Source organism: Empedobacter sp. 225-1, from assembly GCF_030328185.1.
Taxonomy (GTDB): domain Bacteria; phylum Bacteroidota; class Bacteroidia; order Flavobacteriales; family Weeksellaceae; genus Empedobacter; species Empedobacter stercoris.
Genome location: NZ_JACALO010000004.1, coordinates 27,884 through 49,878 on the forward strand (window position 1 = coordinate 27,884; position 21,995 = coordinate 49,878).

21 protein-coding genes and 2 tRNA genes are annotated in these 21,995 nt (G+C 30.6%); 12 read left to right on the top strand and 11 right to left on the bottom strand.

The genetic code is table 11. The features are described 5' to 3' along the window. Window positions 1–3: 3 nt before the first annotated feature. The 3 genes from rnhA (at window position 4) to HX088_RS02050 (ending at window position 2,326) form a co-directional block, all read left to right on the top strand. The gene (rnhA, locus tag HX088_RS02040) at window positions 4–477 is read left to right on the top strand and encodes a ribonuclease HI (protein WP_284582983.1); all 474 of its coding nucleotides are present in this window, start codon (window positions 4–6) and stop codon (window positions 475–477) included. Window positions 478–590: 113 nt separating this feature from the next. Further along, the gene (locus HX088_RS02045; RefSeq protein ID WP_284582984.1) at window positions 591–1,421 is read left to right on the top strand and encodes a hypothetical protein; all 831 of its coding nucleotides are present in this window, start codon (window positions 591–593) and stop codon (window positions 1,419–1,421) included. A 347-nt stretch (window positions 1,422–1,768) separates the two neighbouring features. Then, complete coding sequence (locus tag HX088_RS02050; protein WP_260541596.1) at window positions 1,769–2,326, top strand: 5-formyltetrahydrofolate cyclo-ligase; 558 nt, start codon at window positions 1,769–1,771, stop codon at window positions 2,324–2,326. Here the strand turns inward: HX088_RS02050 and HX088_RS02055 are convergent. Together HX088_RS02055 and HX088_RS02060 are read right to left on the bottom strand one after the other, a co-directional pair. Then, window positions 2,266–2,895: a hypothetical protein gene (locus HX088_RS02055; RefSeq protein ID WP_260541598.1), complete on the bottom strand. Its 630-nt coding sequence runs from the start codon at window positions 2,893–2,895 to the stop codon at window positions 2,266–2,268. The two genes, HX088_RS02050 and HX088_RS02055, sit on opposite strands and share 61 nt — an antisense overlap. Beyond that, a complete protein-coding gene (locus HX088_RS02060; protein WP_286483211.1) occupies window positions 2,879–3,955 on the bottom strand; it encodes a flagellar basal body-associated FliL family protein in 1,077 nt (358 codons plus the stop codon). The genes HX088_RS02055 and HX088_RS02060 overlap by 17 nt, the downstream gene beginning before the upstream one ends. Window positions 3,956–4,264: 309 nt before the next feature. On the opposite strand from HX088_RS02060, the gene HX088_RS02065 reads away from it, so the two are divergent. Both HX088_RS02065 and HX088_RS02070 read left to right on the top strand, forming a co-directional pair. Next, window positions 4,265–4,501 carry a hypothetical protein gene (locus tag HX088_RS02065; RefSeq protein WP_171623906.1) on the top strand — a complete coding sequence of 79 codons (237 nt, stop codon included), beginning with the start codon at window positions 4,265–4,267 and terminating at the stop codon, window positions 4,499–4,501. A 28-nt stretch (window positions 4,502–4,529) separates the two neighbouring features. Then, window positions 4,530–4,742, top strand: coding sequence for a hypothetical protein (locus HX088_RS02070; protein WP_284582987.1), 213 nt, complete (start codon window positions 4,530–4,532; stop codon window positions 4,740–4,742). Between the two features lie 64 nt (window positions 4,743–4,806). Here the strand turns inward: HX088_RS02070 and HX088_RS02075 are convergent, their stop codons facing one another. From HX088_RS02075 to HX088_RS02090, 4 genes are all read right to left on the bottom strand, one after another. Continuing rightward, window positions 4,807–5,856 (bottom strand): NAD(P)-dependent alcohol dehydrogenase, encoded by a 1,050-nt coding sequence (locus tag HX088_RS02075; protein WP_286483212.1) that lies wholly within the window; start codon window positions 5,854–5,856, stop codon window positions 4,807–4,809. 10 nt (window positions 5,857–5,866) lie between these two features. Further along, window positions 5,867–6,196 carry a hypothetical protein gene (locus HX088_RS02080; protein ID WP_286483213.1) on the bottom strand — a complete coding sequence of 110 codons (330 nt, stop codon included), beginning with the start codon at window positions 6,194–6,196 and terminating at the stop codon, window positions 5,867–5,869. A 32-nt stretch (window positions 6,197–6,228) separates the two neighbouring features. Beyond that, window positions 6,229–6,789, bottom strand: a complete 561-nt coding sequence (locus HX088_RS02085) for a hypothetical protein (protein ID WP_286483214.1) — start codon at window positions 6,787–6,789, stop codon at window positions 6,229–6,231. 76 nt (window positions 6,790–6,865) lie between these two features. Beyond that, the gene (locus tag HX088_RS02090; RefSeq protein WP_225542478.1) at window positions 6,866–8,980 is read right to left on the bottom strand and encodes a prolyl oligopeptidase family serine peptidase; all 2,115 of its coding nucleotides are present in this window, start codon (window positions 8,978–8,980) and stop codon (window positions 6,866–6,868) included. Window positions 8,981–9,174: 194 nt separating this feature from the next. Here HX088_RS02090 and HX088_RS02095 point away from each other — a divergent pair, with 194 nt between their 5' ends. Continuing rightward, entirely contained in the window at window positions 9,175–10,599 is a 1,425-nt protein-coding gene (locus HX088_RS02095; protein ID WP_171623978.1) for an MATE family efflux transporter, read from the top strand. 36 nt (window positions 10,600–10,635) lie between these two features. On the opposite strand, the gene HX088_RS02100 is transcribed toward HX088_RS02095, so the two are convergent. Continuing rightward, window positions 10,636–11,961, bottom strand: a complete 1,326-nt coding sequence (locus HX088_RS02100) for a hydroxymethylglutaryl-CoA synthase family protein (protein ID WP_260541607.1) — start codon at window positions 11,959–11,961, stop codon at window positions 10,636–10,638. A gap of 175 nt (window positions 11,962–12,136) precedes the next feature. Between HX088_RS02100 and HX088_RS02105 the strand changes: the two genes are divergently transcribed. After that, complete coding sequence (locus HX088_RS02105) at window positions 12,137–12,775, top strand: HdeD family acid-resistance protein (RefSeq protein ID WP_286483215.1); 639 nt, start codon at window positions 12,137–12,139, stop codon at window positions 12,773–12,775. Between the two features lie 89 nt (window positions 12,776–12,864). Here HX088_RS02105 and cls read toward each other — a convergent pair whose 3' ends face one another. Beyond that, window positions 12,865–14,361, bottom strand: a complete 1,497-nt coding sequence (cls, locus tag HX088_RS02110) for a cardiolipin synthase (protein ID WP_260541609.1) — start codon at window positions 14,359–14,361, stop codon at window positions 12,865–12,867. Between the two features lie 134 nt (window positions 14,362–14,495). Between cls and HX088_RS02115 the strand changes: the two genes are divergently transcribed. The 4 genes from HX088_RS02115 (at window position 14,496) to der (ending at window position 16,906) form a co-directional block, all read left to right on the top strand. Further along, window positions 14,496–14,568: transfer RNA gene (locus HX088_RS02115), tRNA-Phe, on the top strand. 112 nt (window positions 14,569–14,680) lie between these two features. After that, complete coding sequence (locus HX088_RS02120) at window positions 14,681–15,031, top strand: phosphomannose isomerase type II C-terminal cupin domain (RefSeq protein WP_171623779.1); 351 nt, start codon at window positions 14,681–14,683, stop codon at window positions 15,029–15,031. A 34-nt stretch (window positions 15,032–15,065) separates the two neighbouring features. Continuing rightward, window positions 15,066–15,494, top strand: a complete 429-nt coding sequence (locus HX088_RS02125) for an adenylyltransferase/cytidyltransferase family protein (RefSeq protein WP_171623780.1) — start codon at window positions 15,066–15,068, stop codon at window positions 15,492–15,494. A 104-nt stretch (window positions 15,495–15,598) separates the two neighbouring features. Further along, window positions 15,599–16,906, top strand: a complete 1,308-nt coding sequence (der, locus tag HX088_RS02130) for a ribosome biogenesis GTPase Der (protein WP_171623781.1) — start codon at window positions 15,599–15,601, stop codon at window positions 16,904–16,906. Between the two features lie 108 nt (window positions 16,907–17,014). Here the strand turns inward: der and HX088_RS02135 are convergent. Continuing rightward, a tRNA-Arg gene (locus HX088_RS02135) sits at window positions 17,015–17,088 on the bottom strand. 189 nt (window positions 17,089–17,277) lie between these two features. Between HX088_RS02135 and HX088_RS02140 the strand changes: the two genes are divergently transcribed. Continuing rightward, a complete protein-coding gene (locus HX088_RS02140; RefSeq protein WP_286483216.1) occupies window positions 17,278–18,345 on the top strand; it encodes an ABC transporter substrate-binding protein in 1,068 nt (355 codons plus the stop codon). Between the two features lie 457 nt (window positions 18,346–18,802). On the opposite strand, the gene HX088_RS02145 is transcribed toward HX088_RS02140, so the two are convergent. Next, window positions 18,803–19,999, bottom strand: coding sequence for a GIY-YIG nuclease family protein (locus HX088_RS02145; RefSeq protein ID WP_284582998.1), 1,197 nt, complete (start codon window positions 19,997–19,999; stop codon window positions 18,803–18,805). Continuing rightward, window positions 19,992–21,983 (bottom strand): DEAD/DEAH box helicase, encoded by a 1,992-nt coding sequence (locus tag HX088_RS02150; protein ID WP_286483217.1) that lies wholly within the window; start codon window positions 21,981–21,983, stop codon window positions 19,992–19,994. The genes HX088_RS02145 and HX088_RS02150 overlap by 8 nt, the downstream gene beginning before the upstream one ends. Window positions 21,984–21,995 lie beyond the last annotated feature (12 nt).

The following is a 21,995-nucleotide window of genomic DNA, read 5'->3' on the forward strand; positions in this document are numbered from 1 at the left end:
ACTATGGCAATTGTAGCGTATACAGATGGTTCTTCGTTGGGAAATCCAGGCCCAGGAGGATTTGGTTGTATTTTATTAGAAACTGAGAAAAAAATTAAAAAAGAAATTTCTCAAGGTTTTCGATTAACGACAAATAATCGAATGGAATTATTAGCTGTGATTACCGCTTTAGAAACGTTAAAATTTACCAATACGGAGATTACGATTATAACCGATTCTAAATATGTCGTTGATGCAGTAGAAAAACGTTGGGTTTTTGGTTGGGTACAAAAGAATTTTAAAGGAAAAAAGAATTCAGATTTGTGGCGACGTTTTTTGGATGTGTACAAAATTCATCGTGTCAAATTTCAATGGATAAAAGGTCATGCTGGACATCATTGGAACGAGGAAGCAGATAAATTGGCTGTTGCTGCGGCAAATGATTCAGCCAATTTTAAGGTAGATTCTTTCTTTGAAATTCATCAAAACGAAGAATAATTTTCTACTTTTGTAAGACAGAGAGAAAGATGAAAATGAAGATGTTGTGGAGATTTTTTCTGCTACTTTTAATAACAGTTTATAGTTGTTCACCTCAAAAAGAAAATGGTGAAATGATCCACTTTAGTGGACGAATTGCCAATGCACAAACGGATAGTATTTACCTCTTATTGAATAATCGCGAAAAAGCATTTGCATTAGATTATGATGGAAATTTTTCGGATACACTTCAATTGGTAGATGAAGGCTATAAAACACTTTCAATTGATCGAGAAGAGTTTACAATTTACTTAGTTCCGGGAGATAGTCTGATTTTAGATGCAGATTTGAATCAAATTGAGAATCACTTTAAATTCTCAGGAAAAGGAAAAAATCGAAACAATTATTTAATTGAAAAAAGTTTTAAAACGGATAAGTTTTTGACTGATAATATAGAATTGTTTCAATTAACCCCTCCATATTTTAAAAATCAAATCAAAAATTTTCATCAAAAAGTGTTTGAAGATTTAGAAAAATTGAAGGTGAACTCGTCATTTATTAGAACTGAGAAAACAAATCTGAATTACGATTTTATCAATTTATTGTATATGTACAAGGATTCTTATACGTACTACAATCCAGCATCGGAGCAATTACCCGTTAATTTTTTGTCCGAATTAGAGAAGATTGATTTGGATAATGACGAAGATTATAAAACTTATCAGAGTTATCGCAACATTGTTTTGACGAGTTTACAAGAAAAATTGTATCAAGGATTTTCTGCAGATAGTTTGTTAGAAAACATAAAAAGTCCATCCATCAAAAAAGGATTCATTAATTCATTAATCTACGAACTTGACCCAAATGATCCGAATAGCGAAGCAATTTATCAGGCAATAAAAAAACATTGTAACTATCAACCTTGGTTAGATGAAGCTTCAAAACGTATGAAAAAAATTAGTTAAAACGTTTTAATAATTGTTTTCAAAAAAAAAATAAACGTATTTTATTGTTTTGATATATAGTGTTTTACAATTGAATTACGTTTTCCCTCATTTTATAAAGCAACCTTTTCTACATATTTTATATAACAAATCTAACAAATAATGTCAAAGCCTAAGAGGATTCATAAGACTTACAAAAAGTCTGTATTTAGCAAAATGAAAATAAAACCTATTAATTTATTGCTTTTTATAGCAATTGTATGTTTTATTATTGTTTTAGTTTTTTTTAAATAGTTGAAACTTTTTAAAACTCTCTACTTTCTTAACCTATCAATTATTTCTTAACTTCGTCTGAAATACGCCTAAAAATGACAAAAGCTGAAGCAAGAAAATACTATCGATCGTTGAGAAAATCTTTCTCAAAAGAAGAAGTAAATAAGTTGAGCGAACAAATTTTTGAGTATATCAAAACCTTCGATTTTTCTGGATCTAAGTCGTTTCATCTTTTTTTACCCATCGAAAAAAACAACGAAATCAATACTTATCCAATTATTGATTGGTTATTTCAGCAGGATAAAGATGTAATTTTACCTTTGGTTGTTGGTGATGATATGTTGAATTGTAAGGTTGAAAAAGATGTTGAAACTAAATTAAACTCACTTCAAATTCCAGAACCAGTTCAATATACAGAAGTCGATGCTTTTACGATTGATGTCGTTTTTATTCCAATGTTTGTTGCAGATAAAAATGGGAATCGAGTTGGATATGGAGGAGGATATTACGATAAGTTCTTAGCAAGATGTAGACCTGATTCCAAAAAAATAGGTCTAACTTATTTTAGACCTATTGAAATTATTGAAGACGCTTATTCTGGCGATTTTCCACTTGATTTTTGTATTACTCCCGAAGGAATTGAATCTTTCTGAATCGAGTCTTTTTTATCATTTAAAGTTCTAAAATAGAATTTAAATTCTCGTTTAAATTGGATAGGCTTCTGTTTTATCACAAAAATTCCTGTACGATTATTGGTTTCGATTAATTTTTTGTTCGAGTTAAAATAATTCACTGAATAAGCAATTCTTTTCACAGAATCTGGCGTAACAGAGTCTTGAGGTAGAATTGCAAACTTAGAAACAGAAGTTATCGTTACTTTTTTATCGGCTAAATCTCTTAGTAATGCATAAATTTCTGTTGTATCTTTTTGCGGGAAATAAGACAATAATTGATCTCTTAACAAACTGTCAACAACGGTGTCGCTTGTATTAGAAGCCAGTGCCGAAAGTTCGTAAAACTCACGTAATTTCTGTTTTGCAATAAAATTTACAGCTTCAACAGAATCCATTTTACTGCTCACAGTAGAAGCTTCGTTTTTGTAACCTTTTATCGCTTCTGGGTTGTAATCACCTTTATATTTATCGTCTTTACACGAAAATATAATCCAAACACTCATTAGCAAAATAATGCTAAAATGAACTACTTTACTTATCGTTCTCATCTTGCTGGATTTTAAATTTTAATTTAACAATTTTACCTTTTTTACTTTCTGATTCGATTAAAGAAAAGTTCTTTAACGAAGTCGTAGGCATTGTAACCAAATTGATATACTGTTGTTTCGAAAGAATTTCTACACCGAAAAAATCATTATCATATACTTGATAAATCAACGCATTATCAGAAATCATCTGGTTTAATTTAGAAATTCGCTGTTTTAAATCTTTTGCTGAATTCGAATAATAATACAGCATAATTTTATAATCATCAGGTTCTAATAATAACTTTTCGGGTTGATTATATTGATGTAAATTAACCTTAAACGTATCTTGTTTATAATAAGGTGAAGTCACAAACATTTTGATCGTATCTTTTTGAGATTCGAATTTAATACAACCTGTTTTTGTTGATAGATACAAGGGCGTAAATCCTTCTCTTATAATTGTCACTTCGACAGAGTTATTGATGGTTGTTTGCCTATCCGAATCAACAAAACAAAATTCATATTCGCGTTGTCCAAAAAATGAATAATAAACAGCCACACCAATACCACATAACAAAAGAATTACAGAAGCTATAATTGAAATCAGTTTTAGTTTTGGTTTCTTCTCAATAGCTTGTATTGGACTTAATTCTTTTTCAGCTTGTTGTTTAACTTGTTGTTGTGTATCTTTTTCTACTTCGTCCGAAGGAATATTTTCTTGGGATAAATTTTCGATTTCTTCTGTATCAATCAGTATTTCCTCTGTTTTATGAGTTCCAAAATGTTCGTTCTTTTGAATTTGAACAAAATGCGCCCAATTCTTGAATCCACAATATTGCGCCAAAAGATTGAGCATATCAATACGTGGAAGCTTCTTGAAATCTGACTTAAAATAAGTATAAAACCACTTTTCACTTACAGTTGATCGGGTTTTATTGAATAAGTCATCTTGGAAAGTCGTAATTTCTTGACCTTTCCAATCAGAGATATTTTCGGATTGAGCAGAATTATCTTCTAAAAATCGAGTTGCAATCGTTTTTTTTAGAATTTCGAAAATTTCTATATCTGTAAATTTGCTCAAAAATTAAAATTTAAAAGATTGGTTTTTAGTAACTTGTAAAATAAAATATATTTTACAAATCTTGTTTTAATACAAGTACAAATAAAATAATTTTTTTGATATGATTCGTCGAATTTCTTTATTAATGACTTGTTAAATGATTTTTTCTATTGTAAAACATTTGTTGAATTTTTATTTGATCGATTACAATTGTCTTACAAGCATCTTGCATGAAAAAAACGTTGATTTGAGATTAACTTTGGTTCAACAAAATGATACAACATATCATTTCAATCTAAAATCAATTAAAACATTTAAAAAATTAAAGTTATGAAAAAATTAGCATTAAACGTAATTGTATTAGGAGTATTCGGGACTGCGGTGGGTTTATCTTCTTGTCATTTGTTTGGATCGAAAGAAATAAAAACAGAAACTGATGTGAAAAATGATACCATTACAACATTAGAAGATTCAATTAAAGTTGATACAATTGGAAAAGATTCAGTTGTGATTAATGATTCTATAAAAGTTGAAACAACTACAACTACAACAACTGAGAAAAAATAATTTGCAGAATAAATTAAATAAAAATCAAATGAAAAAATTAGCGTTATTTGCGTTTGCAGCATTCACTTTTACTGCAATTTCTTGTAAAAAAGAAGCTTCTCAGCCAGAAGTTACTACACCAGAAAATGTAGATTCATCAATAATCGAAGTACCGTCTGCCGATTCTGTAGAAGGAGTTACTGTAGATTCTTCAAAAACTGTGAATAAAACAGAAGTTTCTAAAGATTCTGTCTTGAAGTGAAACTCGTAGACTTAATATAAAAAAATCCGCTACATTGAGCGGATTTTTTTTATAACGTTAGATTCTAAGATTCTTTTAATGATTTAATGTCAATCACAAAGCGATATTTGACATCAGACTTCATCATACGTTCGTAAGCGGTATTAATATTTTGAATATCGATCATTTCTACATCCGAAACAATGTTATGTTCACCGCAAAAATCTAACATTTCTTGTGTTTCTTTGATTCCGCCAATTAATGAACCCGTTAAATTACGACGTTTCATAATTAATAATCCACCATGAACTGCATCCAAAGGTTCTATCGCACCTACCATACACATTGTTTTGTCAAGCTTAAGTAAAGCTAAATATGGATTGACATCATGTTTCACCGGTATTGTATTCAATAAGAAATCAAAGGTATTTCGTTGTGCTTTCATTTGGTCAGCATCTTTTGAAATAAGAACTTCATCTGCGCCTAATTTTTTTGCATCTTCCCCTTTTGATTCAGAAGTGGTAATCATCACTACATGAGCACCCATTGCTTTAGCAAATTTAACCCCCATGTGACCTAAACCTCCAAGTCCAACTACACCAACTTTATCGCCAGCTTTTACATTCCAATGACGCAAAGGCGACCAAGTTGTAATACCAGCACACAATAAGGGTGCAGCAGCTTTTACATCAATATTTTCTGGGATATGAAGAACAAAGTTTTCTTCTACCACAATGTTTTCTGAATAACCTCCGTAGGTAATTCCACCATGTTTAGAATTTTTAGAATTGTACGTACCTGTTGATCCATTTTCACAATATTGTTCTAAACCTTCGTCACAAGGATGACAATGTTGACAAGATTCAACCATACAACCAACTCCAACTAAATCTCCAACTTTGAATTTGGTTACTTCAGAACCGATTTCTTTGACACGACCAATAATTTCGTGACCAGGAACAACGGGATAATTTGGTTTTCCCCAATCCCCTTTTACTGTATGAATATCGCTGTGACAAACACCACAATAATCAATATCTATAAAAACATCTTTTGGAGATAATGTGCGACGTTCTATTGTGTGTGGTCCTAATGCATCTGTTTCGTTAAATGCTGCGTATGCTTTTGTGTTCATTTTGTACTTATTAAAGGTTATTTAATATTTCTCTTTGTTTATCTATAGAATAATGTGATTTACAATCTAAATTAAGCATTGAATTATTATATCGAGTTGAATAATTACTCAAATCAGAACAATTCGATAGTATTTCAAATTCTTTATTTTTAGTATTGAATATAATTCCTTTATAATCGTTAGGATTAAGAGTGATAATTCCTTCCTTTACAAGATTTATATAATTTTCGGAATATTCTTCTTTAGAATCAGTTGTATTAATCATGGTCGAAGCAATTGCTCCTGCCATTCCAAACATCATTAAATAACCATTATTCTGTTGAGATCTTGGTAATTCCATATATAAATGATGATCTGAACCTGCTTTTACTCTTAATAAGCAAAATTAGGAATTTCTTTTGCCAACAAAATCTTTTTCTCCTTAGCTATCTTTTTAATTTCTTTTACGTTAAAATAAATATCCCCATTTTTAACAATTGCGAAATAATCTCGTTGTTGATATTCAGGAAATTTCCCGTTTTTATCATAAAAGTTTACTAAATCTGCTGACTGTTCAAACAAATCAGCATAAAGATTTGGTTTCATCTCAAATAATCTATCTTCTGTCTTTTTCGAAATAAAATCATCCTTTGTTAAATATAAACCATCGGGATAAGAGAATTCTTTTTGGTTAAAAACGCCTTTAATTTGCGGAATATTCTTTGAGTAATCTTCATTATCAAAGATTAATTTAAAATCTTTTAGTCGAACAATTGCGAACGTATTTTTAGATAAATCTGTTTTAAATTGAATTCCTTTTCCATCATTAATATAGCTTACGTCCCTAATCTCAAAAGTATTATTCGTTTGATTTGAAATTATTTTCGCTTTAGAAATATATTGTCCAAAAGAAAAGGTTGAACATAAGATAAGTAGAGTAAATAATTTTTTCATTCGATTATATTTTGGATAAAATTAAAAAATCCACCTGAATAATCAGATGGATTTTTGAGTTATTAAATTGATTTTATTACTTCAATTTTTTGATTCCCATGTTCCACAATGTGAATGCATATTTATCAGCTGTTTCGTTAATTACAACTTCTGTCGAACGACCTGCTCCGTGACCAGCTTTAGTTTCGATTCTGATTAATACAGGATTATCACAAGCTTGTTTCTTTTGTAATTCTGCTGCAAATTTATATGAATGCGCAGGAACTACACGGTCATCGTGATCTCCAGTCGTAACCAAAGTTGCGGGATAACATGTTCCTTCTTTAACATTGTGAACAGGTGAATATGCTTTCAGATAATCAAACATCTCTTTGCTATCATCAGCAGTTCCGTAATCATATCCCCAACCTGCTCCAGCAGTAAATGTGTGGTAACGCAACATATCTAAAACTCCAACAGCAGGCAAAGCAACTTTAGCAATTTTAGGATTTATGGTTTCTGTAGCTCCAACCAATAAACCTCCGTTAGATCCCCCTGATAATGCAGTGTAATCTGGCGACGTATAATTGTTTGTTTGTAAATATTCGGCAGCAGCGATAAAATCGTTAAAAACATTCAATTTATTGAACTGACGTCCACCATCGTGCCATTTTTTACCATATTCTCCACCTCCGCGTAAATTTGGAACAGCATAAATACCGCCATTTTCAATCCAAGCAGCAGTTGCAGGACTAAAACCAGGTGTTAAACTAATATTGAAGCCACCATATCCATAAACGATTGTTGGGTTTTTACCATTTTTCTTTAATCCTTTCTTGTATGTAATAATCATCGGAACTTTTGTGCCATCTTTTGACGCATAGAATACTTGTTCCGAAATATAATCATCCGAATTAAATTTTACATTTGGTTTGATGTAAACATCAGAAGAACCTGTTTCTACATTAAATTTATAACTTGTTGATGGTGTGATATAATTTGAGAAACCGAAATAAATTTCTTTCTCTGATTTTTTTCCTCCAAATCCTGATGCAGTACCAACTCCAGGTAATGTAATTTGACGAACTTTGGTTCCATCATATTTATATTGTTCAACAACAGAAATAGCATCTTTTAAGTATTTCGCAAATAAATACCCTCCTCCTGTAGAAACGGATAATACATTTTCTGTTTCAGGAATAACCGTTTGCCAAGCAGGCTCACTCAAATCTGAGATTGTAGCTTTTACAACCTTGTTGTTAGGTGCTTTATTATTTGTAAATAAATAGAACGTTTCTCCATCATTGTCGATTACAGAAGTATTTGTCTCAAAATTATTTACAATGTTTACAATTGGAGAATTGGTTGTTGATAAATCTTGATAGTACAACTCATTTCCTGTTGTCGAGTTTGCAGCTGTAATGATTAAGTAGCGTTCATCATCAGTCAAATAAGCACCAACGTAACGACGAGGCATTTCTGCTCCTCCAAAAATTAATTGATCTTTTTTCTGAGCTGTTCCTAATTTGTGGTAATATAATTTATGCTGATCTGTTTTTTCTGATAATTCAGATCCTTTTGGTTTATCATAAGAAGAATAATAGAAACCTTCGTTTCCTTTCCAAGCTGTACCAGAGAATTTAACATCAATCAAAGTTTCTCCAACTTGTGTTTTATCTTTCGCATTTAAAACAATCACTTTTCTCCAATCCGATCCACCTTCTGAAATAGAATAGGCAACTAAGCTTCCGTCTTTCGAAAAACTTACATCTGCTAAAGAAACAGAACCATCTTTTGAGAATTTATTTGGATCTAAGAAAACTTCTTCTGCTCCATTTTCTCCTAATTTACGGTACAAAACAGAATGCTGTTGCAAACCATCATTTTTATAATAGTAGGTATAATCACCTTCTTTGAAAGGCGTAGATATTTTTTCGTAATTCCAGATATCTGTCAACGATTTTTTCAATTGCGTGCGTAACGGAATCTCATTCAAATAAGCATAAGTCGCTTTATTTTGTTCAATCACCCATTTTTTTGTGTCATCAGACAAATCATCTTCTAACCAACGATATGGATCTTGTACTTCTTCTCCAAAATACGTGTCAACATGATTAATTTTTTTCGTGTCTGGGTATTTTTTTTTGTAACTCTGTGCATTCACTCCTACCATAAGGGCAACATTAAATAAAATAAAAGCAGTTTTTTTCATTTCTCTATATAATAGCTGTTTTGGTAAAGATAATAAAACCAAAAAGATAAATTGGTATTGAAAAAAATGATTTAAATTTGTGCAAAATCCTCACCTATTTTTAAATGGATACTTAACTTTTCGCGGCAACTTTACGTTAAATTCATTTTGATTTAATTTTTTATCAATTATTTTTCATTCATAAAACCTAAAAAATGACTTTAGAAAAGTCTTTAACAGCTAAAATTAGGTCCGTTTTCTTGTTGATTAAGCAATCTTTTTCAAGCGAAAATTTAGATTTAACTGCAATTCCAATTCGTAGATCTGTATTCTTATTGGCTATTCCGATGATGTTCGAAATGGTGATGGAATCTGTTTTTGCCTTGGTTGATTTATATTTTGTAGGTCATTTAAAAGAAAGCGCTTTTGCGATACAAACAGTAGGACTAACCGAATCATTATTAACAATAGTTTATTCGATTTCGATTGGAATAAGCATGGCTGCAACCGCTATTATTGCACGGAGAATTGGCGAGAAAAATCCTATAAAAGCATCTGAAAGTGCTTCGCAAGCAATTTTATTATCCATATTGATTACCATTTTATTAAGTGTTTTCGGATTTATTTATTCTAAAGATTTATTGATTTGGATGGGCTCTTCTGAAGAAGCAGCCGAATATGGTAAAAACTTTACCAAGATTATGATGGTGAGTTGTTTAAGTATTGTCCTTCTATTCTTAATAAATGGAATTTTTCGTGGTGCAGGAAATGCCGCAATTGCCATGAAAAGTTTATGGTTAGCAAACGGGATCAATATTATTTTGTGTCCAATTCTTGTTCGTGGTTGGTTCTTTTTTCCAGAAATGGGATTAGAAGGAGCAGCATTATCAACAGCAATCGGTAGAAGTTGTGGGGTTGTCTATCAGCTGTATTATTTAAAGAAAAAAGACTCATTAATTCAAATCAAATGGTCTTATTTTGTGCCAAAATCTAATTTAATTCTCAATATTTTACGAATTGCTATTCCTGCAATTGTTCAATATGTTATAGCAAGTTGTAGTTGGATAATTTTAGCACGGATTGTTGCACAAACAGGAGGAGAAATAGCTTCGTCAGGTTATCAAACTGCATTGCGATTAATGATGTTTTTTATGTTGCCTGCTTGGGGATTAAGTAATGCAGCAGCAACGTTGGTAGGACAAAATTTAGGAAATAGAGATCCCGAAAAAGCAGAAAAATCGGTTTTAATGACCATGAAATTTAATATTATTTATATGCTAATAATAAGCATAGTTTTTTATGGTTTGAGCAATTATTTAGTTTCAATATTTACAACAGAAGAGTCTATTAAACTTGTTGCAAAGGAAGGAATGTATATTTTGGCAAGTGGTTTTCTTTTGTATGGAATTGGAATGGTGATGATGAATGCGTTTAACGGTGCTGGTGATACGATGACGCCAACCATTATTAATTTTGTTGGATTTTGGTTGTTTCAAATTCCATTAGCGTATATATTGTCTTACCATTTCGATTTGAGAGAAGAAGGTGTTTTTATAGCAATTCCTGTTGCTGAAACATTTATTGCAATTTTAGCATTTATACTTTTTAAACGAGGGAAATGGAAATTGAAAATAGTATAAAAAAAAATCGCTCATTTGAGCGATTTTTTTATGTTTTTATCCTTTAAATGTATAATATCTTGCACCTTTCAAATCGGGAATTTCAGTTTCAATGCGGTCTAAAGCAAACCCTTTTGAAGCATTAATTGAAGTTTTCTGATTTTTATTATGCAAATCCTCGTATTGTTCAAATGAAATAGCTTCTCTTTGATTCAAATAATTAAACAAATCAACTTTATTCATTACATCTTTCCAACCTTCCCCAATTTTTCCTTGGAAAACTTTAGATTTTGAACCAGAACCGTAAGAAATAAAACCTACTGTTTTTCCTGTTAAATCTTCATTGTTATCAGTACTAACTTGTAAAGCCGATAAAAATGCAGTGAAAATTGAAGCAGTATACATATTTCCGATCTCAGAAGAAGCACGTTGAGTTGGCTCTACTTTTTCTTTGATTAACGCTTTATATTCATCCGATTTTGAAATTATTTTTAAATTATCATTCGAATTATCTTGACCATTTTCTAAAGCAAAAACATCCGAAAACATTCTTTTTCCTTGAAATGCATAAGGTAAATGAAAGGCAATATATCGCCAGTTTTCATACAATTTTCCTTCAACATTTGTTTGATCTTTAAAATTAAAATAGGCTTCTCTTACTCTGTTTTTATAACATTCGTTAGAATATTGACCGTCAAAAACAGGTTCATCAGAGAAAATCTCAATTTCAGATTTTGTTGTTTCTAATGCATTTAAAATATTTCTATTCGAAGTCGCTTGATGAGGTTTAAAGAAATCGAAAACAGATTCCATTCCAATTCCCCAATTATTATCAAATGCGATCAAATCAGGTTGATTCGAAATCAACATTGCAACAGCACCAGCGCCTTGTGTATATTCTCCTGTCGATTCTAATCCATACTTTGCATAATCTGCCGCGATAACAATTGCTTTTTTAGCTGGATTTACTCGAACATAGTCAATAGAATTGTGTAAAGCATCAACGCCTCCAACACAAGCAAACGTCATATCTACAACATCTGTGTGTTTGAAAGGTCGTTCTCCAAATTGATTTTCTAAAACAGATTCTACTAACTGAACGGCATAAGTAGCCGTTGGTTTAGCACCATCCAATGCACTTTCTGTTCCTAAATAAATTCGTCCAATTTCGTTCGGATTGATGTTAAAATCAATAATTAATTTCAATAAAGTATTCGCAGCAATAGTTGCAGTATCTTCGTGAGCATCTAAAACAGCCATTTTCTTTAAACCTAATCCAATTTCAAGTTTATCAGGATCAATATTGCGTTTAATTGCCAAATCTTTAATTGGTAAATATATATGCGGAACGTAGATAGAAGCCGCTTCTATTCCATACTTCATTTTCGTTGATTTTTAAGCGAACTTCAAAGTTAAGGCTATTTTGTTTTTATTTATATATGAAATAAATCTTCATTTTTAAACAATCTTGGATGATTATAAATTATGCAAAAAACAATGCTCCTTTTTGGAGAATTTCTTAAAATTATAGTTTTATAATTTAAAATCTATATTTAAAATGGCTCGTACTTTTTACAAATCAATCAAGAATTCTATCAAATATTGGTGGATTTTATTAATCATAGGATTATTATTTGTTGGATTAGGAATTTACACTTTTGTCTCTCCTTTAGCTTCTTATGTTGCACTTTCAGTGTTTTTTGCTGTATCATTTTTATTCTCTGGAATTTCTGAAATTGTTTTTTCACTTTCAAATAAAGATGAAATAGATAGTTGGGGTTGGACATTAGCTTTTGGAATTATCACTGCTATTATAGGATTTATGTTAGTGATTAATCCTATTCTAAGTTTAGAAGTTTTTGCATTTTATGTAGGATTCTTAGTGCTATTCCGTTCAATTTCGGGAATTAGTTATGCTTTTGAACTTAAAAACTATGGTGTTAAAGATTGGGGATTCTCTTTATTTTTCGCAATTATTGGATTAATTATTTCGATTATATTAATTTCAAATCCACAATTAGCAGGATTAACAGCTGTTATGTGGCTTGGTTTAGCTATCATTTCATCAGGTATATTTGCAATTTTTATTTCATTTCAATTGAAAAGAGTTAAAAATTTACCAAATACAATTTCAGATGATTTGAGAAGACGATATGAAGATATCAGAAAGGAAATCGAAGATTTCAGAAATCATTAAAATCGAAACTTACGAAAATAAATCCTAAAGCAATTTTTCCTATTGATAGCAAAGCATTTTTTTTTTATTAAAGTAAATATAATAAACGATTACAATATCGGTGCTAATAACCTACAAACCGAAGCAAATGCACGATTATACCATGGTTTGTTTTCCCATTTTTCGATGTTTAATAATTCTGAATTATTTCGATCTATTTCAAAATTCGTATTCATTTCATTCAATAAAATATCGTTCTCAATAACTGAAGTAATTTCAAAGTTGATCATAAAACTTCTAAAATCTAAATTTACAGTTCCAATAAAAGCCAATTTATCATCAACAGTAATTGTTTTTGAGTGAATAAATCCTTTTTCATAGAGATAAACTTTTACACCTCTCTTCATTAGAGGTTTTAGGAATGACAATGAAGCTTGTTGTACGATGATAGAATCGCCTTTTTTAGGAATAATCAATTCGACTTCTACACCAGCAGAAACCGCAATCATCAAGGCTGTTTTAAATTCATCGCTTGGAATAAAATAAGGCGTGCACAATTGTACTTTTTTTTGTGCTAAGGTAATCGCCAAAATCATGGCTTCCATTGCCGAATGTACGTCACTACCTGGCGAAGAAAGACCATAACTTACAGTCGCCATATCGTCAAAATTCGTGTTTTTTGAATCGAAAAAATAATTGGGGTCAGAAATATTAAATTTATTTCCTTCTGTCATCATCCAATTTAAGTAAAAATGCAATTGCAAATTATTAATCGCTTCACCTTCTATCATAACGGATGTGTCACGCCAATAAACTTCGTTATTCGGACTTTTTTCTCCATTCTGATTGATGTATTTATCACTAATATTAATGCCACCAATAAATGCTTTTTGACCATCTACAATCAAAATTTTTCTATGATTACGATAGTTTGAATTGGCTAAAGACGAAAAACGAACAGGAAGAAACGTTTGATATTCAATTCCAGTTCCTTCAAATCTTTTTTGATGTTTATTTAATTTTGGAGAACCAAAATCATCTGTGGTTAGACGTATTTCAACACCTTCTTTTGCTTTTTTTTCTAAAATGGAGATAATTTCATTACCAATTTTATCTTCATCAAAAATATAATATTCGAGATGAATATGATGCTTTGCAGATTTTAGTGCTTCAATAAATAAAGGAAATTTTTCTTCTCCGTTTATCAATAATTTCACTTTATTTTTGGTTGATGGAGGAGCAACTCGCGCATTATTTAGATAACGATAAACCTGAGAAAGAGAACCTATTTTGTCTTTAACTCGTATCAAATCTTCTTGGATAATTTTATCCATTTCTTGCCATTTTTCTCCAATAATTTTTTGATGACTTTTATCTATACGTTTAAAATATAAATCTTTTTTAAATTTTTGACCAAAGAAAAAGTAAATGATGAATCCAATTACGGGAAGAAAAACAATCACTAATATCCAAGCAATTGTTTTTGTTGGATTTCTGTTTTCAATTAAAATGGTAATAATAACTATGACATATAAAAAAGATAATGGAATCCAATACCAATCTTTGATAAAGCTCCAAACTTGAAAAATAGTTGTTGACCAATCCATTTTATTAGCAGTTAGAAATTTTTTATAAAAATAACTCAATAAAAATCAATTGTTTTGAATAAATTTAAAAAAATAAATAAATTTATTTTGGAAATAAGAAATAAACCTTCTTATATTTGCATTCCAAAATGAGCGGTGCCTTAGCTCAGTTGGTAGAGCAAAGGACTGAAAATCCTTGTGTCCCTGGTTCGATTCCTGGAGGCACCACATTTTAAAACCTCAAGCGTATGTTTGGGGTTTTTTTTTTGACAAAGGAAACAATTTATTAATGGAATATTTTGAATATGTATATCGAAATATTCAGTAAATTGCATAAAAGATGGAAATAGGAAAAAGACCTTGGGGTACTTACTATGTATTAGAAGATACCGAGATATATAAATTAAAACGCATAGAAGTAAATGTTGGTGGACGTTTGTCTTACCAATACCATAATCATCGTGCCGAAGTTTGGACAATTGTTCAAGGAAAAGCTTTGGTGACGCTTGATGATAAAGAATATGAATATAATGCTGGCGAAGTGGTGGTTATTCCATTGAAAGCAAAGCATCGTATTCAAAACATCGGAAATGAGGTCTTGATTTTCATCGAAGTACAACATGGTACATATTTTGGGGAAGAGGACATAATTCGAATTGAAGATGATTATAATCGTTCCAGCGAAGACTAAACAATAACTTAAGAAACTAAACTAAAAACATACTATGAAAATAGGAATTACATTTAGTGCATTTGATTTGCTCCATGCTGGGCATATCAAAATGTTAGAAGATGCAAAACAACATTGTGATTATTTGATTGTAGGTTTACAGACGGATCCGACATTGGATCGTCCTGAAAAAAACAAACCAACACAAACTGTTGTAGAACGCTACATTCAATTAAAAGGATGCAAATTCGTAGATGAAATTGTGCCTTATGCGACAGAACAAGATTTGGAAGATGTTTTACGTTCTTTCAAGATTGATGTTCGCATTTTGGGAGTAGAGTATCAAGATAAAAACTTCACAGGAAGAAAATATTGTGAAGAAAAAGGAATTGAATTGTATTATAACTCAAGAGATCACCGTTTCTCAAGTTCTGGATTAAGAAAAGTAGTGGCGGAAAAAGAACTTTTAAAAGTTGTAAAGTAAGAAAATTAGTAGGGTTAGAGTTTATCTAACCTTTTTTTTGTACAAAACTTTATCAATCAAAAAATTAATACAAAAAATAAAATGAAAAATTATACCTTTGCAGAATGTCAAATATAGTTGCAATTGTAGGAAGACCAAACGTTGGTAAATCTACATTCTTCAATCGATTGATCCAAAAAAGACAAGCTATCGTGGATGACACTTCTGGTGTTACTCGTGATCGTCATTATGGAAAATCGGATTGGAATGGGAAAGAGTTTACTGTAATCGATACCGGAGGGTATGTCGTTGGTTCGGATGATACCTTTGAAGAAGAGATCCGCAAGCAAGTTGAATTAGCTATTGATGAAGCAAATGTAATTTTGTTCATGGTAGACAATCAAGTTGGATTAACGGATATGGATAAGGAAGTTGGCAACCTTTTAAGACGCACTAAGAAGCCTACATTCTTAGTTGTGAATAAGGTCGATACCAACAAAAATTTAGACGATTCTTATGAGTTTTATAACTTAGGATTCGAAAAAATGTACACAATCGCTGCCATGACTGGTAGTGGAACAGGTGAATTGTTAGATGATGTAGTGGATACTTTTAAAGAAGAAGTACACGTAGATCCATTTGAAGGTTTACCTAAAATTACAATCGTAGGTCGTCCAAATGCTGGAAAATCTACATTAATCAATGCATTATTAGGGGAAGAACGTAATATTGTAACTGATATCGCAGGAACAACACGTGATTCTATCGAAACATTGTACAATAAATTTGGACATGAATTTGTTTTGGTGGATACTGCAGGGATGCGTAAAAAAGGAAAAGTTAGCGAAGATTTAGAATTTTATTCTGTGATGCGTTCGGTTCGTGCAATCGAAGAATGTGATGTTTGTGTATTAGTAATTGATGCAGAACGTGGGATTGAAGCACAAGATTTAAATATTCTTTATTTAGCAGAACGTAATAGAAAAGGTGTCGTTATTTTGATTAACAAATGGGATTTGTTAGAAAAAGAAACCAATACCATGAAAGAATACAAAGAAGCTATTCTAAGACGTATTGCACCATTTACAGATGTTCCTGTATTGTTTATCTCAGCTTTAACAAAGCAACGTGTTTTAAAAGCTGTAGATACATTTGTCGAAGTTTATGAGAACCGTAGTCGCCGTATTAAAACAAGTAAGTTAAACGAAACATTGTTACCGATTATCGAGATTACACCTCCACCTGCAGTAAAAGGAAAATACATCAAAATTAAATATGTGACGCAATTGCCTACAAAAACGCCTCAATTTGCGTTTTTCTGTAACTTGCCACAATATATTAGAGATCCTTACAAACGATTTATCGAAAATCAATTGAGAAGAGAATTTAATTTTGAAGGTGTTCCGATCGAAGTTTACTTCAGAAAGAAATAATAAAAATCCAAAAAGTCCATTTACAATTTGTAAATGGACTTTCTTATTGATAACAATAGAATTTAACATTCATAAAAAAAGCTCAACGTTTGCCGCTGAGCATTTTTGTGACCGAGACAGGATTCAAACCTGTAACCTCTTGAGCCGTAATCAAGTGCGCTATTCAGTTGCGCCACTCGGCCATTTGAAATATTGAAAACTAATTTCCCTTATTTTCGATTGCAAATATACAGCACTTTTATTAGAAAAACCTAAGGTTTTAGACAAAAAATTTTAACTATAATTTAATCTGCAACGAATCAATTGCTTACAAAAATATTTTTTATGATTTTGTCATATTTCTTAACTTGCTCCTTCAATTTTTAAAAGAAATGCTAAAAAAAATAATTCTAAGTTCATTCATACTTCTTGCCATTAGCAGTTGTAAACAACCAAAAGAAGTCGTTCAATCTCATCAAAACCAACAGAAATTTCAGTTTGCAAAAAATATTTCAATAGAAGAAAGTGATGAAACAATCACAATTAAGTCTTCGGGTAATTTCGTCTCCTTTGATAAAAAAGAGTTACCAATCAAATCTGTAATGGTCGAAACATCGGCTGCAGTTACATTTTTAGATGAATTAGGAAGTATTGATATAATAAAAGGTGTTTGCGATGCCGATTTTATCTTTAATCCGAAAATTGATGAAGGAATATCAAATAAGACGATCTTGAAAGTCGGTAACACCAATGAATTGTTCACAGAAATTATTCTTAAAAATAAACCTCAATTAATTATTGCTAGTTCTAATCCTGTTTTGGCAAAATTTCATCAACAATTGGAACAAAATGGAATAAAAATCTTGTATTTAGATGAATATAAAGAACAAAATCCATTAGGACAGGTTGAATATTTGAAGATTTTTGGGAAGCTTGTAGGAAAAGAAATAGATGCCGAAAAACGTATAGAAACAGTTAAAAATAATTACGATTCGATTAAAAATATCATTCAAACCAAAGCAAATGGAGATATTTCGACAATTGTAAATACGATGTATGGTGATGTTTGGTATTTGCCAACGAGAGATTTGTTGCAAGCAAAATTGATTGATGATGCAAAAGGTAATTATATTTTTGATGATAAAATTGGAGAAAATAGTTTGAGTTTAACCTTTGAAGAAGTCTATACCAAAGGTAAATCGGCAACTTATTGGATTAATGTGACAAATGTTAATTCCTTGGCAGAAATGAAAGCATCTTATCCGAATTATACTTGGTTTGATGCATTTAATAAAGGAAATGTATATGCTTACAATAAACGTATGAACGAAAAAGGTTCAAACGATTATTTTGAACAAGGAATTGTTCGTCCCGATATAATTCTAAATGACTTGGGTAAAATTTTCTATCCAAATTTATTTCCTACCTATGATTTATACTTTTATCAACAATTAAAATAGACGTTATATATTCAATCAAAAAAAGGAAGAAATACTAATTTCTTCCTTTTTTTATGTGTTGTTGGAGCTTAACGTTAACCTAATTCAAGTAGATTAGGCGTTTATTTGTTGAAATGTAAAGTGTATTGTTATAAATTTGATATAGATTGAAGTTCTTAATTTAATAAGAATTTAAAATTTTATTTATTTAACGGTCAATTGTTTATTAATTTTAAATTCTGAAATTTTAAAATTTGTACGCATAATATACGTATTAATTAGCGAGTATCCTCCCTCTAACTCCGAATAAACCTCGGTATAGATGTATTATAAATGCATTATAAAGGTAGTATAAAGGCGTTATAGAAGTATGAGTATTAGAGCGTTCAAAAAAAAACAGAAATGTTTCTAATTTATTCAAATTCAATGGTAAATGTAGTGAATTTATTAGATGATTTATCAAAATTGTGAACAGTGTTTATTTCAATTTTATTGATTGAGAATCATTATCATATTTATAATTAATAATAGTTCCGTTAATTAATAAATTGATCGCTTCTTGAATTATAGGCAATGGTGCTACAAACCATTCTCTTGGATTAATTCTTTCGCCATTGTTATAAATATCTAAATCAAGGCAAACATTACCAAAAAAGCGATGTAAAAGACTTTCAAATTTATGTATGTTGACATTCGCTATTTCACAAGAATAAACTTCTTCTACTTCATCAAATAAATAAGTAGATGATTTTGAAGCATTTTTAATTCTTTCTTTAACGCTTGTTGTGCTTAAACCAATTTTGTATAAATCATTTATTGAAGCTATTTCAGGATTCTTTGATTTGGATTTTAAAATATAAATCCATCCTGAAGAAATATCTTCTTGATAATCAACTCCAGCATTTTTGAACAATTCTTTTTCACCGCCATCAATCACATCTGTAATTAATTTACCATTTTTCTGAATTGCTTTTCCTAATGAACGAAATAACATATTTGAAATAGTTCCATTCTCGAAAATTGTAACGGTTCTCCCCTCTAAACGGACTCTGTCACCTGAAGTATTTTCTTTTAAAACTTTCTCAGCTTTAGAAACTTCCAAATAAGCTAAAAGTCCATCAACTAAATAAAAGTTACCTTCTTTAAGATTGGTTTCAGCATTTTTAAATTCTTTGAATTTTCTTTTCCCTTCTTTTAATTCTTGATGAACTTGTTTGAACATCACATCATATTTGGTAAACTCTTTTTCGGGAATTGATGAACGTTGTGCGATATAATCAGCCTTATCTCTTTTCGGTTCTTTAGGAACATAATTAAATTCAAAAATTGAAGAATCTCCATCTGTTTCTAATAAACCTAACTCATCATCATCTAAAATATCATTCAATGATTCTATTTTAGGTTCATAATCACCCAATAAATTGTATCGATCAAAAGCTTTTAAAACTCCTTTTTTATTATCATTTGTTCTTAATTCTTTTAACCTTGAAGATAACGTATATTCAGACATAGAGCTATTTGAAGGCTCTCTTTTATTTGTTTCATAAAACGAATTGATCTCTTCAAAAGCATCTATTAACCGATCTTCATCTGTTTTTATATAATTCTGAGGTTGTTTTGAATTTAATAAACCCAAATCATCGTCATCAAATATATCGTCTAATGTTTTAGCCATTTTGTGCTTTTTTACGTTTAGCATCTTGAATAAATAACAAAGCCTGAGCTAATCTTTGCTCTTTTGGATCATAAGATTGTATACTTGGTTTATCTCCTGTATGTTTAACCCATTCTTTGATTTTAGGCCATAAAATTACAGCCTCTTCTTCAGTCATATCAATTTTAGTTACATTAATTGTATCTTGAATTGATTTTAAAATTGAAGTTGTTACATTTTTCGATAATATCTCAAAAGCTTTCTGAAATGGATTAATCGTATCAATTAAATCGATGTTGATGTCATCAATATTCACAAAACTACCAGCCATTTTAATGAATTTTTTAGAACCTTGTTCCTCAACTTCTCCATTTTTGATTACGGAATCAACTACCACATATTGACGAACTGCTTCTACATCTTCTTCATTCAAATCAGGATAAACTTCACGAATAATTCGAGGTATTAAAACTGTATTAATTACTTCAGGTTCGATATTCCCTGGCATAGCTTTAATCATTGTATCATCTTGAAGAATGCGAGCTTTTAAATCATTTAAATCACTTTCAATAATATCTTTAGCTCGTTGAGATTTTGGTTTCTTGAATCCTTTAATTTTGATTGTATTTTCATCTTCATTCTCTAAATCATCTTCTTCATCATCCATTGGTTTGAATTTAAAGTTCGGCGCTAAAACTTGTTCCATTAACAAAGAAGCAGTAATTGCTTTCAACATATTATTTACAGATAATTTTATATCATCTTCCATTGCATCAGGCTGAGCAATTAAATTTGTAAACTGAGCATGCGTTTTATTGTTACTATCTCGTGTGGCACGACCAATAATTTGAATAATCTCTGTTAATGAACCTCTATAACCAATCGTTAATGCATGTTGACAAAACGGCCAATCAAAACCTTCTTTTGCCATTCCTAATGCAATAATCATATCGATATCTTCAGGTGTTTTTACACGACGTAAATAAGCTGTTATTTTATCACGTTCTTTTTGATTGTCGTTAACCAAATCAGCTATTTTCAAAATTTTTCCTGATCGCTTACTTTTTACAAATAAAACTCCTGTTTCTGTATCTTGATATTCTAATTCGCCCAAACAATCAATGATATGATTTACTTCTTCTAATTTTTCTTTCGAAGATTCAGCAGAATTTACACTTGGTATATGGATAATTGTTTTAAGATTTTCATCTAAGATTTCTTCTAATGCAGACATACCTCTCTCATCATCGTGTTTATAGTATCTTCCACGATAAAAATGATAACCAATTCCTAAAGATTTTAAATATTCATATCCGTTTAACTGATCGTAATAATTGTAGGTTACTTTGATAAACTTCTCTTCATCTTCAGGTAATAATACAGGAACACTATCTCCTCTAAAATAAGATCCAGTCATTGCAACAATGTGTGCATTCGATTTTTCCATAATCTTACGCATCACATTTCCTAATATGTTATCTCCATCAGCCGAAACATGGTGAAACTCATCAATTGCAACTAAACAATTGTTAAAATTAGTTTCTGTTAATCCTTCAAAAGCAAAACGTAAAGTAGCGTGTGTACAAATTAATATTTTATCTTCTGATTGCATAAAATCTTTGAATGCCTGAACTTTACTTGTATCACTTCCAGGAGAACATAAATTATATTTTAGGTTTAAATCCCAATCAGCAAAGAATCCATATTTTGAAAGTTCAGTTGGAGCAAAAGAATTTCCGATAGATCTTTCAGGAACAGCAACTATTACTTTTTTAATTCCTTGATTAATTAATTTGTCTAAGGCTAAAAACATTAAAGCTCTTGATTTTCTCGAAGCTGGAGGAGCTTTTAATAACAAATATTGTGCAGAACGCGCTTCAAATGCTTTTTCTTGCATTTCACGCATTCCATATTCATTTGTTGATTTACTTTGTCCTGTCTGTTTATAATTTACATTAACCAGATTAATTGGTTGTTTATAGTCGTTTGTTGTATTGGTTTTCATGTTTATTGAATA

Excerpts from the sequence above, each read along its gene's own strand:
- rnhA (WP_284582983.1), top strand. The coding sequence starts at position 4 with ATGGCAATTGTAGCGTATACAGATGGTTCTTCGTTGGGAAATCCAGGC.
- HX088_RS02045 (WP_284582984.1), top strand. The coding sequence starts at position 591 with ATGATCCACTTTAGTGGACGAATTGCCAATGCACAAACGGATAGTATT.
- HX088_RS02050 (WP_260541596.1), top strand. The coding sequence starts at position 1,769 with ATGACAAAAGCTGAAGCAAGAAAATACTATCGATCGTTGAGAAAATCT.
- HX088_RS02055 (WP_260541598.1), bottom strand. The coding sequence starts at position 2,895 with ATGAGAACGATAAGTAAAGTAGTTCATTTTAGCATTATTTTGCTAATG.
- HX088_RS02065 (WP_171623906.1), top strand. The coding sequence starts at position 4,265 with ATGAAAAAATTAGCATTAAACGTAATTGTATTAGGAGTATTCGGGACT.
- HX088_RS02070 (WP_284582987.1), top strand. The coding sequence starts at position 4,530 with ATGAAAAAATTAGCGTTATTTGCGTTTGCAGCATTCACTTTTACTGCA.
- HX088_RS02075 (WP_286483212.1), bottom strand. The coding sequence starts at position 5,856 with ATGAACACAAAAGCATACGCAGCATTTAACGAAACAGATGCATTAGGA.
- HX088_RS02080 (WP_286483213.1), bottom strand. The coding sequence starts at position 6,196 with ATGGAATTACCAAGATCTCAACAGAATAATGGTTATTTAATGATGTTT.
- HX088_RS02085 (WP_286483214.1), bottom strand. The coding sequence starts at position 6,789 with ATGAAAAAATTATTTACTCTACTTATCTTATGTTCAACCTTTTCTTTT.
- HX088_RS02090 (WP_225542478.1), bottom strand. The coding sequence starts at position 8,980 with ATGAAAAAAACTGCTTTTATTTTATTTAATGTTGCCCTTATGGTAGGA.
- HX088_RS02095 (WP_171623978.1), top strand. The coding sequence starts at position 9,175 with ATGACTTTAGAAAAGTCTTTAACAGCTAAAATTAGGTCCGTTTTCTTG.
- HX088_RS02100 (WP_260541607.1), bottom strand. The coding sequence starts at position 11,961 with ATGAAGTATGGAATAGAAGCGGCTTCTATCTACGTTCCGCATATATAT.
- HX088_RS02105 (WP_286483215.1), top strand. The coding sequence starts at position 12,137 with ATGGCTCGTACTTTTTACAAATCAATCAAGAATTCTATCAAATATTGG.
- cls (WP_260541609.1), bottom strand. The coding sequence starts at position 14,361 with ATGGATTGGTCAACAACTATTTTTCAAGTTTGGAGCTTTATCAAAGAT.
- HX088_RS02120 (WP_171623779.1), top strand. The coding sequence starts at position 14,681 with ATGGAAATAGGAAAAAGACCTTGGGGTACTTACTATGTATTAGAAGAT.
- HX088_RS02125 (WP_171623780.1), top strand. The coding sequence starts at position 15,066 with ATGAAAATAGGAATTACATTTAGTGCATTTGATTTGCTCCATGCTGGG.
- der (WP_171623781.1), top strand. The coding sequence starts at position 15,599 with ATGTCAAATATAGTTGCAATTGTAGGAAGACCAAACGTTGGTAAATCT.
- HX088_RS02140 (WP_286483216.1), top strand. The coding sequence starts at position 17,278 with ATGCTAAAAAAAATAATTCTAAGTTCATTCATACTTCTTGCCATTAGC.
- HX088_RS02145 (WP_284582998.1), bottom strand. The coding sequence starts at position 19,999 with ATGGCTAAAACATTAGACGATATATTTGATGACGATGATTTGGGTTTA.
- HX088_RS02150 (WP_286483217.1), bottom strand. The coding sequence starts at position 21,983 with ATGAAAACCAATACAACAAACGACTATAAACAACCAATTAATCTGGTT.